The organism is Bradyrhizobium sp. CCBAU 45384, from assembly GCF_028128665.1.
Taxonomy (GTDB): Bacteria; Pseudomonadota; Alphaproteobacteria; order Rhizobiales; family Xanthobacteraceae; genus Bradyrhizobium; species Bradyrhizobium manausense.
In genome coordinates this window covers 310,247-324,986 of the sequence record NZ_LBIZ01000114.1, presented here as the reverse complement: position 1 = coordinate 324,986, position 14,740 = coordinate 310,247, and the positions used below count along the sequence as shown (strand labels likewise).

General features: G+C 63.3%; 14 protein-coding genes and 1 pseudogene. 5 read left to right on the top strand and 10 right to left on the bottom strand.

The window, feature by feature from the left end:
• Positions 1 to 194, bottom strand: a pseudogene (locus tag XH80_RS27820) (3-hydroxybutyrate dehydrogenase); the annotation flags it as partial.
• A 191-nt stretch (positions 195 to 385) separates the two neighbouring features.
• Between XH80_RS27820 and XH80_RS27815 the strand changes: the two are divergent.
• A complete protein-coding gene (locus XH80_RS27815) occupies positions 386 to 1,273 on the top strand; it encodes a LysR family transcriptional regulator (RefSeq protein WP_271601311.1) in 888 nt (295 codons plus the stop codon).
• 39 nt (positions 1,274 to 1,312) lie between these two features.
• Here the strand turns inward: XH80_RS27815 and XH80_RS27810 are convergent, their stop codons facing one another.
• Positions 1,313 to 2,029 (bottom strand): peroxiredoxin-like family protein, encoded by a 717-nt coding sequence (locus tag XH80_RS27810; protein ID WP_271601310.1) that lies wholly within the window; start codon positions 2,027 to 2,029, stop codon positions 1,313 to 1,315.
• A gap of 259 nt (positions 2,030 to 2,288) precedes the next feature.
• Between XH80_RS27810 and XH80_RS27805 the strand changes: the two genes are divergently transcribed.
• Positions 2,289 to 2,771, top strand: a complete 483-nt coding sequence (locus XH80_RS27805; protein WP_271601309.1) for a cupin domain-containing protein — start codon at positions 2,289 to 2,291, stop codon at positions 2,769 to 2,771.
• 109 nt (positions 2,772 to 2,880) lie between these two features.
• Positions 2,881 to 4,086, top strand: a complete 1,206-nt coding sequence (locus tag XH80_RS27800) for an MFS transporter (RefSeq protein WP_271601308.1) — start codon at positions 2,881 to 2,883, stop codon at positions 4,084 to 4,086.
• A 29-nt stretch (positions 4,087 to 4,115) separates the two neighbouring features.
• On the opposite strand, the gene XH80_RS27795 is transcribed toward XH80_RS27800, so the two are convergent.
• From XH80_RS27795 to XH80_RS27770, 6 genes are all read right to left on the bottom strand, one after another.
• Entirely contained in the window at positions 4,116 to 4,586 is a 471-nt protein-coding gene (locus XH80_RS27795; RefSeq protein WP_271601307.1) for a hypothetical protein, read from the bottom strand.
• A complete protein-coding gene (locus XH80_RS27790) occupies positions 4,570 to 5,487 on the bottom strand; it encodes a DUF2950 domain-containing protein (RefSeq protein WP_271601306.1) in 918 nt (305 codons plus the stop codon). Before XH80_RS27790 ends, XH80_RS27795 begins: the two co-directional genes overlap by 17 nt.
• Positions 5,484 to 7,208, bottom strand: coding sequence for a DUF3300 domain-containing protein (locus XH80_RS27785; protein ID WP_271601329.1), 1,725 nt, complete (start codon positions 7,206 to 7,208; stop codon positions 5,484 to 5,486). The genes XH80_RS27790 and XH80_RS27785 overlap by 4 nt, the downstream gene beginning before the upstream one ends.
• A gap of 129 nt (positions 7,209 to 7,337) precedes the next feature.
• Entirely contained in the window at positions 7,338 to 9,218 is a 1,881-nt protein-coding gene (locus tag XH80_RS27780; protein ID WP_271601305.1) for a sensor histidine kinase, read from the bottom strand.
• 97 nt (positions 9,219 to 9,315) lie between these two features.
• A complete protein-coding gene (locus XH80_RS27775; RefSeq protein ID WP_271601304.1) occupies positions 9,316 to 10,548 on the bottom strand; it encodes an HlyD family secretion protein in 1,233 nt (410 codons plus the stop codon).
• Entirely contained in the window at positions 10,541 to 10,951 is a 411-nt protein-coding gene (locus XH80_RS27770; protein ID WP_271601328.1) for a hypothetical protein, read from the bottom strand. Before XH80_RS27770 ends, XH80_RS27775 begins: the two co-directional genes overlap by 8 nt.
• Before the next feature lie 162 nt (positions 10,952 to 11,113).
• Between XH80_RS27770 and XH80_RS27765 the strand changes: the two genes are divergently transcribed.
• Together XH80_RS27765 and ppk2 are read left to right on the top strand one after the other, a co-directional pair.
• The gene (locus tag XH80_RS27765; protein WP_271601303.1) at positions 11,114 to 11,566 is read left to right on the top strand and encodes a hypothetical protein; all 453 of its coding nucleotides are present in this window, start codon (positions 11,114 to 11,116) and stop codon (positions 11,564 to 11,566) included.
• A gap of 129 nt (positions 11,567 to 11,695) precedes the next feature.
• A complete protein-coding gene (gene ppk2, locus XH80_RS27760; protein WP_271601302.1) occupies positions 11,696 to 12,496 on the top strand; it encodes a polyphosphate kinase 2 in 801 nt (266 codons plus the stop codon).
• Between the two features lie 71 nt (positions 12,497 to 12,567).
• On the opposite strand, the gene XH80_RS27755 is transcribed toward ppk2, so the two are convergent.
• Positions 12,568 to 13,002, bottom strand: coding sequence for a hypothetical protein (locus XH80_RS27755; RefSeq protein ID WP_271601301.1), 435 nt, complete (start codon positions 13,000 to 13,002; stop codon positions 12,568 to 12,570).
• Between the two features lie 30 nt (positions 13,003 to 13,032).
• A complete protein-coding gene (locus XH80_RS27750) occupies positions 13,033 to 14,733 on the bottom strand; it encodes an aspartate:alanine exchanger family transporter (protein WP_271601300.1) in 1,701 nt (566 codons plus the stop codon).
• Positions 14,734 to 14,740: the final 7 nt, after the last annotated feature.

Genomic DNA, 14,740 nt, shown 5'->3' with positions numbered 1-14,740 from the left:
GCCGCGATCTGCTCGCGAACTTTGCCGATCTCCGCGGCGACGCCGAGCCCGTTCAGGACAACATCGGCGCCTTCAGCCGCGAGTGCCCTGATGATGCCGAGCCCGATGCCACTGGTCGAACCCGTCACCAGGGCGACCTTGCCGGCGAGTGTTCGTGCGGTCTGGGACGCTTGCGGCTTGAGGGGAATATTCATGGCCGATCCTCCAATGACGCCGGGGCGGCCTCCTGGCCGGGCCCCTGACTGATGCGAATTGTGAGCGATGGCCTCAAGAAGGGGAAATGCCGGATGGCTTCCGAAATGATACGCGCCCGCTATCGGGCGCGGGATGTCCTTCCCCGTCCCGATCGGCTAAGTTCCGTCATGATCCTGCTGGGAGCCGATCCATGGAAATGCACCAGGTCCGCTATTTCCTCGCGGTAGCGCAACTGCTGAACTTCACGCGCGCAGCCGAGGAATGCAACGTGACGCAGCCCTCGCTGACGCGGGCCATCAAGCAGCTCGAGGCCGAGCTTGGTGGTGACCTGTTTCGCCGCGAGCGGCCGGCCGCACAGCTGACTGAGCTCGGTCAGCGGATGCATCCGCTGTTGAAGCAGTGCTATGAGGCCGCCGCCGGAGCACGATCGCTCGCCTCCTCATTCAAGAGCGGTGAAGTCGGCGCGCTGCGCGTTGCCCTGACCCATGCCATCGATCTGTCACTGCTCATTCCGCATCTCAACCAGATCAGGCGGCAGTTCAACCGGCTCGAATTCCGCTTCTTGCGTGGCTCAAGCCGCGAAGTCGCGGAGTATCTCAAGAAGGGTGAAGCCGAGCTCGGCATTGCCGCCGAGATCGACGGGGCCTGGGAGAGGCTCGACGTCTGGCCGCTGTTCACCGAGAATTTCGACCTCGTGATCGGCAAAGGGCACCGGCTTGCAAGCCAGAGCACGATCGAATTCGACGATCTTCGCGCTGAGCAAATGCTGAGCCGAAACTATTGCGAGCATGCCAGCCGGATCTCATCGAGCTTGCGCGAGCACGGCATCGACGTCGATCATGGCCACGAGATCTCCAGCGAGCGCGACCTCATCGAGCTTGTCGAGGCCGACATCGGCATCGCGATGGTGCCGCGCACCTCACCGCTGCCCGACAACCTCAAGCGCGCCGCTGTGAGCGGCCTCGACGCGCGCCGCACCGTTAACCTCTACGGCGTCGCCGGCCGTCAGCGGACCGCCGTCGCCAACGCGGTGATGCGGATGCTGCGCGGCGCGGATTGGCGGGCGATCGCGGGGTGAGCTTGCGGTCCTGCCCGAGAGGATTTCGCAGCGGCAGACCTAATTCTCCCGGCTCGCGCCCTCCAGCGCTGCGAGCAAATCGTCGATCTCCATGCGCTTGCGGAAATCGGGGTCGACGAAGCGGGCTTTGACGAGGCCGTCTCGGCCGACCACGAAGACAGCCGGGATCGGCAGCATCCAGCCGTCATTGCCGTGGAACTTTGCCATGTCCTGGTAAGACAATAACCGCTGGATTTCGGTGCCGAGCCAGATTGCGAGGTTAAGCGACAATGCATAGCCGTTGTCGAGGTCGGTGAGCACCGGAAACGGCGCGCCCGAATCGGCAATGAACTTTTCGGTATATTCCTGCGTCTCCGGCATGATCGCGACGATCTGCGCGCCCATCGCACGGATCCGGTCCTGCGCCTGGATCACGGCGCGGACGTTCAACCGGCAGTAGGGACACCAGTGTCCGCGAAAGAACATCACGGCCACAGGCCCGCGCGCAAGCAATGATGGCAGCCCAACGAGCTGCCCCCGATCGTCGGGCAGCATGAAGGGCGGCATCACCTCGCCCGGACGCGGCGCGTTCTCGCCGCCCCCGTTCTGGCTCAATCGATCCACCAGGCGATCGACCGCCTCCCCGTAAGCGGGGAATATCTCGCGGCCGGCCTCCGCATAGGCACGAAGCTGCTCGTTCAGCGTGCCCTCCATGTCGCGGCAGCGTTGAAAGGCAAGCTTGAGCCGTTCTGCATCGGTTGGGGTCAACGACGTCATCTTCCGCTCCGGTACCATGGGTTCGCATTATTTTGACGTTCGCGCCACCCTGCAAGGGGGCATTGCCATCCGACGCCAGATCGTCGGCCGGTAGAAATGCCATTCCACGATTGGTTCGATAGCCGCTGCCTATCGCGCCGCGATAGCGCGGGGCTATCGCGTCGAGAGCGAGACGGCATTTCATTCAGCGCGCGTCTTCGGCGAGCCTGACGCCATTGCCAATGACCCTCGCGGTTGCGGCCAACAACGGAGACGATCCATGATCACGCATTCGAGACTGTCGCTTACCCTCTTGCCCACCGTCGCTTTGGCCGGCGCGGTCATGTTCGCGATCCAACCCGCCTCTGCCGGCGAATGCCCGGCCGACAAGATGAAGCCGAATGCCCGGCAGATGGTCGATTACAAGCCAGTCGGCGTCACCGACGTCACGCTCGGCTCGATCGACCTCGAGAAGCAGCCGGCCAACATCAGGGATCGCGAGCTGCGCTTTCGCAAGCTGACGATCGAACCCGGCGGCATCGTGCCCTGGCACAGCCATGACGACCGTCCGGCACTGATTTTCGTGCAGCAGGGCGAGATCGTCGAATACGCCTCCAACTGCGTCGATCCGATCGTGCACAAGGCCGGCGATATCAGGCCTGAAGTCTTCGGGACCTCGCACTGGTGGAAGAACCTCGGCAAGCAGACCGTCATTCTCTATGTCGGCGACGTCCGCAAGGATCAGCACGACCACAATATGTAGCGAGTGCATCAAGCCCCTGCCCTCGTTACTGGATGTGGCGCCCGGAATTCCCCATGCTGCCCCGCGTGCCGGGCGTCACATCGTCCTTCTCGTCAGGAGATGCAGTGTCATGACTGATTTGTCCGCCCGCATCAGACCGACCACCATGACGATGCATGGACCCTCGCCGGGCGTCGCCTTCCGTTCGCTCGTCATCGGCTTGACCGCATTCCTGACGGTCGTCGATCTCTTTGCGACGCAGGCGATCCTGCCGTCCCTGACACGCCATTACGGGGTGACGCCGGCGGCGATGGGCTTTGCGGTCAACGCCTCCACCTTCGGCATGGCCATCTCAAGCCTCGTCGTCGGTGTCTTCAGCCCGCATATCGACCGGCGGCTTGGCATTCTTCTCAGTCTCACGCTGCTGGCCATCCCGACCAGTCTGCTTGCGGTGGCGCCCAACCTCGCTGTCTTCACGGGTCTCCGTATCGCGCAAGGCCTGTGCATGGCCTCGGCGTTTGCGCTGACGCTCGCTCATCTCGGCGAACAATGCAGCGCGATGGATGCCGGCGGGGCCTTTGCTGCCTACATCACGGGAAATGTCGCAAGCAATCTGATCGGGCGACTGATCTCGGCCGCGGTCGCCGACAGCCTTGGGCTGTCCTGGAATTTCTACTTCTTTGCCGCACTCAATCTGACCGGCGCTGCTCTGGTCTATTTCACCATCAATCGCGTCCAGCCAATGCATGTGATGTCCACGGCCGCCTCGCCGCTTGCCGCCATGTTCGCGCACTGGCGCAATGAACGGCTGCGCGCGGCCTTCGGCATCGGCTTTTGCATCCTGTTCGCCTTCATCGGCACCTTCACCTTCGTGAATTTCGTCCTGGTGCGGCCGCCACTCTCGCTCGGCATGATGGACCTTGGCCTCGTCTATCTCGTCTTCCTGCCCTCGATCGTCACCACCCTTTTGGCCGGCAAGGTCGCCACCAGCATCGGGACACGACCGGCGATCTGGGGCGCGCTCGCCCTCGCGGCGCTCGGCGTGCTTTTGATGCTGCGCCCGCATCTTGCCGAGGTGCTCACCGGCATGGTCCTGGTCGGCGTCGGGACGTTCTTCGCTCAAGCGGTAGCGACGAGCTTCGTCGGACAGGCCGCGACCGAAAACCGCGGCGTCGCCAGCGGTACCTATCTGGCCTGCTATTTCCTCGGAGGTTTGACGGGTACCGCGGTGCTCGGACAGATATTTGACTTGATGGGATGGACTGCGTGCGCAATTGGCGTCGCGGTTGCTCTTGGTTCAGCAGCACTTTTGACGCTCAAGTTGAGGATCGCCTGAGGCCAACCACATGGCACGCGCGATGCGGCTCACCTCAGCGAGATCGTGATCTCGCTGATATTGGCCGCAAGCTCGAGCCCAGCCTTTGGGCCCTGCAGCACGATGGTGACGCCCTTCTCGTTGCGGAGCTGAACGCCATTGACGCCGCCGACCAGCGCAAAGCCGCCGCCGACCGAACTGTAGGTGCCGGCGAAGTCGCTGACGTCGCTTATATCAGAGGCCCAGCCATCGAAGCGACCGACCGTGGCGCCGGCCGTGATGCCGAGGCTCAGGCCGGTGATTTTGAATGGATAGGTCTTGCCGCGATAGGTCAGCACACCGCGGCCGACGCCGCCACCGACCAGCAGGCCGGCCTTGACGATCTTGACCCTGACATGGCCGGCCGCCTGGGCAAAGGACGGCGTCGCCGGCGCTGCCAGCCCGATCGCGAGCAGGAGGACCGCGATCAGACGGAACGCGCGACGGCGGACGGCGCTGCGCCATTCAAGGTTTTGCGGCATCGACCTTCTTCCAGGTCTGATCGGGATCGAACAGCGTGGTGCGCGCGGCGATGAACTCTGTGCGGTTGCCGAGATCCTTCTGATAGACGGTGCCGGCATGATTGACCAGGAAGGTCATCACGCCGGAATTGCCATATTCGGCGGGCCAGGCGATCAGGGCGAAGCCGCCGATCATCTTGCCCTTGACGACATAGTTGAGCGCGCCACCCGGCGCATCGCGCCCCTGCCCCTTGAGGATGCGGAAGTAGTAGCCGTGATAGGGTGCGGGCCCGACGTCGCTCGCCTCGTAGCCTTCCTTCGAAGCAGCTGCCGCGAAGGGGCCGAGCGGGCTCGGATCGCTGTCGTCGCGCCAGAACAGCCCGTCCTTCTTGCCGGGCGACGAGACGAAGCGCTGGGCATAGACGCCGACGCCCTCGCCGCGGTCCTTGTCCGCGTATTCATTCTGCGCGTCGACATAGGCGAGCGCGGTCTGGATCGCGTCGAGCTCGTTGCGGCCGATGCGCCGGCGAAGCACCTCGATGCGGCCCTCGTCCGTATCGAATTCCCAGCCGTTCTTGGTGTTGACCAGCGGAATCGGGAACGGGAAATCATCCGGTCCCAGCAACAAGGTCGCGGTCTTGTTGCCCTCCGCCTTGATGCCATGCTTGGCGTCATACATCGAGGAGAAGCGCTGGCGGATGTCCTTGTCGGCGACCTCGTCGCCTGACGAGACGATGTCCGCGGCTGCCCGGCCCAGCACTTTCAGGATGTCTTTCGGGCCCGCCTTGACTGCGTCGGCAAGTGCTGCGGCAGCGTCCTCCGGGGACTTGTAGGATTCCTGCGCTGATGACGGCGAGGCGAACAGTGCGAGCACGACCACGCCCGGCATGATCGCACGATGGAACCATGTCGCGCCGTTCATGGCGTCACCTCCGCAGGGATTTTCGCGCCGCCCGCGAGCCAGTCGCGGTAGGTGCGGAATGTCAGCCCGAGCTTTTCGTAATAGACCCTCAGATATCCGTCGCTGCCCCGGGTCACCGCGTCAGGCATTACCTGCTCGACCTCCTGCGCCATCACGCCGACATAGGCCTTGTCGCTGCCGATATAGCTGAAGCGATAATAGCCGAGCCCGTTCAAGAGATGGCCGAGCAGGACGATGTCGTGCTTGAGCGCGAGATCGGAACGCCGGCCACCGCCGCCGCCACCACGACCTCCTCCGCCTCCGAAGCCGCCGCCTCCCCCACGCGCGGCCATTCCTCCGCCACCGCGCCCGGCCATGCTCGGTCCACCGCCGCCGCCGCGCGGCATGCTGGCCATACTCGCGCGTCCGCGTGCCGATGCCGCGGCTGCCGACCGGCCGGACGAGACGTTCATGGCGCCGCCGCGATTGCCACCACCACCGCCGCCGGCACGGTTGGCTGCCTTGGCGCGGTCGCCACCGCCTTTGTTGCCACCCTTGTTGCCACCCTTGGCACGATCACCTGCGCCAGCACGATCACCACCGCCAGGCCGATCGCGCGTCCCTGCGCTGGCACGATCGCCTGCACCCGGACGATCTCCGCGATCACCGACACCGCCGCGATCACCGGCGCCGCCACGATCGCCGGCGCGATCACCAGCCCGATCGCCTGCCCGATCACCGACACGATCGCCTGCACGATCGCCTGCACGGTCGCCCGCGCCGCCCTGACCGGGACGCAGCACCTGGTTGCCGTCGCGCCCGCGAAAATCCATGCGGTCCGACGCGCCGGCCCTGATATTGTTGTTGCCGAAGCGCTGCTGGACGTTGACGTTGTTGTAACGCACCCCGCCGCGATGCGCCGGATTGTGCTGCCAGCCGTTGCCGATGTTGGTGGTGCGATGATTGACGTAGACGTTGCGGTTACCCCAATTGCAGCCGCCGCCCCAGTAATTGCCCCAGCGCCCGATCGCCCAGGCGGTGCCGAAAGCGATGCCGGCTGCGACCACGCCCGCACCGATATAGGAGGGGTAGCCCCAGTAGTACGGCGGATATTCCGCATAGGGCCAGGTGCCGTAGACCGTCGCCGGATCGTAATAGGGCACATACATCGTCGCAGGGTCCGCCTGCTGGATGACGACGACCTGCTTGCCTTCCTGGGACTGGACGCTGACCTTCTGTTGCTTGGTGGTGACCAGCTTGTTGTTGTCGTAGGCCTTGTTGCGCAGACGCTGGATTGCATCCATCACGTCGGGCTGCTGGGCGAGAAAGGCGTCGCCGAGCTTCTGGGTCCATTCGAGCTTGTCGCTCATCATGGCAAGAACATCGGCGGTGCTGGCGAGCGCCTTGACGCTGTCGTCCCAGCTCTGCTTGTCGACCTGCGTCTTCAGCGCGTCGCCCTTGAGGGTCTTGTTATCCTTCAGCCAGCGATCGGCCTGCACCACTTCGAGCGGATAGGTCGATGCCGCCAGCACGTTGGCCAGCAGTTCGTCGGGATAGAGCGCGATCGGCGCGACCAACGCCTCGAGCTGCTCTGGTTTCAGCAGCTCGGCGGCAGCGGCTGGTGGCGTTGCGGGCTGCGTCTGCGCAGCCGGTGCAGCCGGCGTAGTAGCTTGAGCCATTGCCGCGGCAGGAACCGCCATTACCAGCGCAAGCGCCATCAGGATCTTGCCGCAGCGAAACATCACGACCTCCACGAAGCTTTCCGCCCGCGACCATCGGGCCGGGACATCGGCGTTTGTTGATCGAGATCAACGAAACGGAGCCTCCGCGCTGTTGCGACGCGACAGACCATTGGATCCAGATGCCGGTGATCAGCGGAGGAGTGGCAGGCGGATGGTGAACCGTGCCCCGCCCGCCGGCTGGTTCGTCGTGCTGATCGTGCCCTGGTGGGCCTCGACGATAGTTTTCGCGATCGCAAGCCCCATGCCCATGCCTTGAGGCTTGGTGGTAAAGAAGGGATCGAACACATTGGCGAGATCGGGGGCCGTCACCCCCGGCCCGGTATCGACGACATTGACCTCGGCCTCCCGACCGGCGCGCACGGTCCAGACGCGGACCTCACGCTTGCCGGTGTTCGCATCGGAGATCGCGTCCATCGCATTGATAATCAGGTTGAGAACGACCTGCTGAAGCTGGATGGGATCGCCCTTGACGTGCAGATCGATCAACACCGGCGTGCAGGTCAGCGTGATCCGGCGTCCATCGGCAACGGCCCTGGCGAGGCCGACCGCTTCGCGGACCGTGTCGTTGAGCTCGATATCCTTGATCTCGAACGGCGTCTTCTTCAGGACACTGCGCAGCCGGCGGATGACCTCGCTTGCCCGCTGATCGTCCCGCCTGATATCGGCGAGGATCAGCCGGATCTCGTCGATATCGGGGGAATTGCCCTGGAGCATGAGCTCAGCCGTCTCGGTATTGGTCAGGATCGAGCCCAGCGGCTGATTGAGCTCATGCGCGATCGAGGTCGTCAACTCGCCAACGGCCGAATAGCGGTTGGCGTGGGCGAGCTCGGCGAGGCGCTGGCGCGACTCGATCTCCGCACCCCGGCGGCGATGACGCTCATGCAACAATCCACTGATCAAGCCGGCCTGCATCAGGATGATGGCGGCGATCAGCAGCATCTGCCAGCGATAGCGCTCCCACACGGTCGCCTCGCGAAACAGAATCTCGCTGTCGGGAGGCAGACTGCTTTCGCTGATGCCCCAGCGCTGCAATTCGCGCCAGTCGTATTTCGGCCGTCCGAATTCGATCGGCTCGTACGTGATGGCAGACGGCTTCTCGCCTCCGAGAATACGCATCACCGCATCGACCGTCTTGCGGCTTATCTCCGCCGTGAGCTGCATCGGGCCGCCAACGGTGCTGCCGCCGAAGAAGGGGTCCTGGTAAGAGAAAATCGGCGCGTTGGCGACCGCGCGCAGGCTGCGCAAGGCGAGGTCCCCCTCGTGGACGATGCCTGCGGCGTCGACCGACATCTGCCCCCAGAACAGCACGGTATGGGGCGGAAGCCTGGCCGCGCGCGCGAGGATCGCCTCGAACGGCAGGTCCGAATACCAAACGAGGTCGACCCGATCGCCCAGCGGGATCAGATCCCGCTTCAACGCGTCGATCCAGAATTTCTCGAGCGGTGATGCTCCGATCACAATGGCGACGGTTCTTGTGTCCGGCAGGACGCGCAGGATATTGTCAAACACCGCCATGAAATCGAGATGGGCCGACACAACGGCGTCGTTGTCGGTAAGATCAGCGCGATCCACCAGCCGTTCCTCGACCACGGTCAGCACCATCGGCGTATCGGGAAAAAGCTTCGCGCGATATCGCTGCGCGAACCTCGCCGCCGGAGCACCAATGCTCAACACGATGTCGGGCGGCGCGCCCTCGTAAAGCGAATGCAGATATTCGACGAAGGGCGCTTCCGGACCAGGATTGTTGAAACGCGCGCTGAGCAGCGTGTGTTCCTGGATGTCGAGCGGCCAAGCCGATCGCTGCTCGAGCCCAGCCTTGATGCTTCGCGCATACTCGCTCCAGGGGCGGAATTCGCGCCCGAAGGAATGCAGCATGAGCACACGCTTGAGTTCGCCGCGCGCGCTGCGCTGGGCGGCATCCGCGCTGCCGGAGAGAGCGGCCAGCAACAGACTGAGCCAGAGCCAAACCGGCCCCAGCTTGACCGACATCCGGGATTTGCGCCCGCTCATCTCGCCTCCGCCGGCGACCTTTTTCGGCCGCTTCTGACTCATAATTCTAGCGGGAGACGCACCGGCGTGACAGACCTAAGCGACCTTGTTCCAGCCCTCAATGACCGCTCAGGACCAGCGTCTTGATGGGCATCAGCAAGGCCTGGATGCGCAGCAGCATCGCATGCACGAGGCCGACGCCATCGACGACGTGGAGCGCGATGGCCCGGCTGGTGCTGGTATGCGCCGCGGAAATTTCCTCATGATTGCTGGTATAGGCGTTGACGACGCAGCTGCTGCCCGCCGTCACGCCGTCGAGCCCGTTCTTGTACAGCGGTTCGAGAAACACGAGGATCGTGCCGGACTTGGGCGCGTTCTGTGCCTCAATCAGTTGCTGTCCGCTTTGGAACTGTCCTGCAGCGATATAATCCTGCACCGTCGTGATCACCATCGGGATGATGACCCATGGCTTGGAGATGCAGGCGGCTTCCGCCACCATGCCTTCCTGCAATACGCCAGCCTCGATCTGTCCGAAGCCAGCCTGCAGCACTTTTTTGCCCGCGCCCTCCGGAATGAGCACGCCAGCCGGTCGCATCAACTGGTTGACGACGTCGCCGGGGCGAATCAGGAATTGCTCGACCCGGCCGTCGACGCCGGCGCGGACAATGGTTTTGTCGAGATCGACCTGGGCCTGATCAAGCGCCGCTGCGGCACTGGCCTTCTGCGCCGGCAGCAGAATTGAGACCTGCAGGCTTGCGGACTCTTTCGCGGCGGTCGCGGCGTCAACGCCGGATTGACGCTGATCGACCAGCACCTGCAGCTTCTCGATGTCTCGTTGCGGAACAATGCCGGGATTGCGGCGCTGTAGCTCGCTCTTGACGTCGAGTTCATCCTTGGCCTGCTGAAGATTAGCTTTCGCCTCGCCAATTTGCGCTTCCGCCTTGGCTACGTCGGCCTGCGCCGTCTGCATCGCTGCGTCTACCTCGGCAACCTTCCGCTTGGCGGTTTCGAACGCGGCCTGTTGCTTGGAGCTATCCAGCGTGAACAGGACATCGCCCTTCTTCACGGCCTGGCTGAAACCGACCTTTACTTCGGCAACCCGGCCCGATCCCTCCGGCAGGATCGGCACTGTGCGGAAATAGAGCGTTGCGGAGTCCGTGGCCGGATGAAAGTAAAAGATCATGGTGATCAGCGAAATCGTCAGCATCAGGCAGCCGGTGATGCCCCAGCGCAGCTCATACCAGACCGAGAAGAACGTGATCTCCTTGCCAAAGCGCTTGCCCTGGCCATAACGGCGATAAAGGTAATCAGGCACGATCGTGAGGAGCGAGCAGAACATGAGCTCAAACATGGCTATGCTCCTTCTCCTTGGCGGCAACCGGCGTTTCGGCCGGCGACGGTGCTTCAGCTGGTTCGTTCGCTTCTCCCGGTGTCGCGTCGGCAATTTTCTCGACGGAGTCAGCGATGCTGCGCAACGGCGTTCCAAAGTCGGGAATATCGATCAACGCCAGCAGCAGGCCGGCGATCCAGAAGATGTGCATATGGGTGAACAGCGAGATCAGGCCGAGCACGGCAACGAACTCGAATTGCAGCTTCTGCGACTTGTGCGCCATCCGCTCGGGCAGGCTGTGCAGCTTCCAATACAGCGTGCCGACCCACAGCACGGCGCCGACCAGGAATATCCCCATCACCACCATCAGCGTGTCGGCCCCGCTCCCCGGCGCGAGATAGAACGGCAGATGGTGCGGTGCCATCGGATTGAGCTGATTGTCCAATTGCCTCTCTCCCGGTGAAACGCCTTGGGCGGCACTGTGTTCGGCTAGCCTCCCAGATTGCTTGATTTGAATCAAGGGAACGCCGCGCGCCGGACCTAGCGTTGGTCAACGCTGTTCGAACAATCACAGGGAGCCGCAGCCATGCCCGGGCTTGACGATCTCATTCCCAGTGCGACGCAGATCCGCAAAGAGGCCGCACTGAAGGAGGCCGAGAAGGCGGAAGAGTATGTCCGGCTCGCTGCGGCCGCCGAGGCCGAAAAGCACGCGCTGATCGAGCGATTGAGCAAGCCCTCCGGCAAGACCGAGGAGGAGAAGATCAAGCTCGCCGCGACCATCATCCAGCGTGCCGTGCGAAACGGCCTGACCGAAGTGATGGTCTATCGCTTTCCCAACTCGCTCTGCACCGACAAGGGGCGCGCCATCAACCAGATGGAAAAGGGTTGGGAGAATACGCTGACCGGAATCCCCAAAGAGATCTTCCAGCTCTGGAAGGACTATCTCCAGCCACGCGGCTATCGCATCGCCTATCAGGTCATCGAGTTTCCGGGCGGCATGCCCGGCGACATCGGCGTGACCATTGCATGGGACGACTGATAACGACGCTAAGGCGCGATGAGATTCGGTTGAATCGACATCGCGCTTTAGCTCTTTGTTTGAGCATGATCCTATCGGAAAACCGCTTCACACCTTTCCGGATCATGCTCTAGCAGCGAAAGGACAGGCATGGCCAAGAACGAGCCCGCGGAGAAAATGAAGCGCAAGGCTTATGAGAAGGAGCTCGAAAAGCTCCAGGTCGAGCTCTGCCACCTTCAGGAATGGGTCAGGACCCAAAAACTGAAAGTGATCATCATCTTCGAGGGGCGCGACGCCGCCGGCAAGGGAGGGACCATCAAGGCCTTGACCGAAAAGGTCAGCCCGCGCGTCTTCCGCGTCTGCGCCCTGCCCGCCCCCTCCGACCGGCAAAAGACCCAACTCTTCCTGCAACGCTATATCGAGCAATATCCGGCCGGCGGCGAGATCGTGATTTTCGACCGCAGCTGGTACAACCGCGCCGGCGTCGAATATGTCATGGGCTTCTGCTCGCCGGCCGATCACAAGCGCTTCCTGGAATTGTGCCCGCTGGTCGAGAAGTTCGCCGTGGACGCCGGCATCATCCTGATCAAGCTGTGGCTCGAGGTCGGAATGGAGGAGCAGGAGCTCCGCTTCAAGGCGCGGATCGAGGATCCGCTGCGGCAGTGGAAGCTCAGCCCGATGGACACCGAGTCATTTGGCCGCTGGTATGATTACTCCCGCGCGCGCGACATGATGTTCGAGGCGACCGACACCAAGCATGCGCCTTGGCGGCTGATCCGCTCCGACGACAAGCGGCGCGCCCGGCTCAACGTCATCTCGCATATCCTGCAGACGATCCCCTACAAGAAGATCAAGCGCGAGAAGGTCAAGCTGCCGCCGCGCTCCCACAAGGGTCGCTACAACGACCAGGCCAGCCTGCGCGGACTCAAATTCGTCGAGGAGCGATATTGACGTGCACGATCGCCACATGAAAACGGGCTGCATTGACGCAGCCCGTTTTGTTTGCGCAAGCCTTGCTCCCGCTATTTCAGCTTGATCGTGACGCCGCCGACCGCGGCCGACACTTCGGCTCCGACCTTCGGTCCGCTGAGCTGAAGGATCACGCCATTGCCGTTCTGCAATTGCACCGCGCCGGCGCCGGCCGCAACGGCCCCACCCGCTCCGCCCGCGGCATAGGAGCCTTCGATCGACTGCGGCCCCTTCAGGTTGAGCGCTCGACCGACCAGTTTGGTCGTGGAGGCACCGACCGTGAAGCCGACGCTCATCCCTGATACCGTGAAGGGATATTTGTGGCCCCTGTAGAGCAGCACGCCCTCCCCGCCGCCGACGCCGACGATGAAGCCGCCCTTGGTGAAGACCACGGCGACCTGGCCGGTATCGGCACGCGACGGCGTGCCGAAGCCGGCCACACCGACGAGCAGAGCGGCGAGAGCGAGGCGCGTTGCAGACTTTCTCATGAGTAGTTTCCCCTTTGCAGTCACACTGAGTTACTGAGCCAAGATCATTGCGAAGTAGCCGAACACCGTGAGCAGGATGCCCGAAACGGCATAGCCGACCGGGAATCCGATCCAGGGTACGGTGCTCTGGATTTCCACCGCCGCCTCGCGGCACGGGCCGGAGTGCGACCGCGCACCGGCCACACCGCCCATCAGCACGGCCGGATTGATCTTGAAGATGTGGTACCCGATCGCCCAGACGATGAAGGGCGGGATCGTGCAGGCGATGAAGCCGACGATGAAGATTTTCAGGGCCACCGCGCCCGTCAGCTGAGACAGCAATCCGGCGCCCGCATTGATGCCGACGATGGCGACGAAGACCACGAGCCCGAGATCCTCGAGCACGTTGCGCGCCGCATTGGGGGTGTTGCCGAAGAAGCGCAGCCGCGACACGATCGATGAGACCAGGACGCCTGACAGCAGCAGGCCGCCGGCATTGCCGAGGCCGATCTTGGCGCCGAAGGCGGGAAATTGGATCATGCCGATCAGGAAGCCGACGATCATGCCCGCCGAGAGCGTCAGCAGGTCGGTCGAGGTGTTGGTACGCGCGATGCGTCCCCACATCTCACCGAGCTCGTTCACGGCCCCCTTCAGGCCGACCACCGAGACGATGTCCATCCGCTGCAGCTGGGTTTTCAGACCAGCGGGGATCTGCACGCCCCCGCGCTCGACCTTGGTGACCTGCAACTGGCCAGCGATGGCCGTTTCGCGGAAGGATTCGAAAGTGCGCCCGACGACATCCTTGTTGAAGACCACGATTTCGGCCTGATCCATGGGGATGCCGAGCGTCCGGGCATCGGCCACTTCGGGGCCGATCAAACCCATCTTCTCGGTGAGGTGCTCGGTCGAGCCGCCCAGAGCGATGATGTCGCCTTTTTGCAGCACGAACTCGGGATCGGCGCCTTGTGGTTCGCCGTCGCGCCCGACATTGACGATCCGGTATTCCGGATTCATCGCCCGGAACTTGGCAATGCTGAGTCCGGCTATTGCGGGATTCTCCAGCCGATAGGCGCGCAGGCCAAACTGGCGGTAGCCGGTCAGGCCGCCGCCTTCGAGATCCTTGACCCCGAATTCCTTTTCATACTGCTTCGCGGCGGCCCTGGCGTCGACACCCCACCAGCGCGGCAGATATTTGCAGATCAGGATGATGCCCACGGTGCCCCAGATGTAGGTGATGCCGTAGGAGAGCGCGATCATGCCCGAAGCCGCTTCAGGAGCCATGCCCGCTGGCAGCTTGACGACTCCCGAGGTCACGGCCTGTTCGGCCGATCCGATCGCGGCCGACATGGTCTGCGAGCCCGCCAGCATGCCTCCGGCAGCGCCCACCGGCAGATCGAAGAGCTTTGCGCCGACCACGACGAGAGTAAGGCCGATCACGCTCGACACCACGGCGAGGAGGGTGAATTTGAGGCCATCGCCGCCGAGGCTGTTGACGAAGGACGGGCCGACACGCAAGCCGACGCCATACATGAACAGGTAGTAGAACAGGCTCTTGGCAAAGTTGTTGAGCTCGAGTTTCACGCCGTAGGTGGACGCCCAAACCGAGAGGCCGGCACCCACCACAATGGCGCCGGCGACCATGCCGAGGCCATAACCCTTGACACTGGCCCGACCGATCCAAACGGCGAGGCCGACGGTGAAAAACAGCAGCAGATACGGGTTCTGCTGAAGGAATGTGAAAAATCCCTGCATGGCGGTC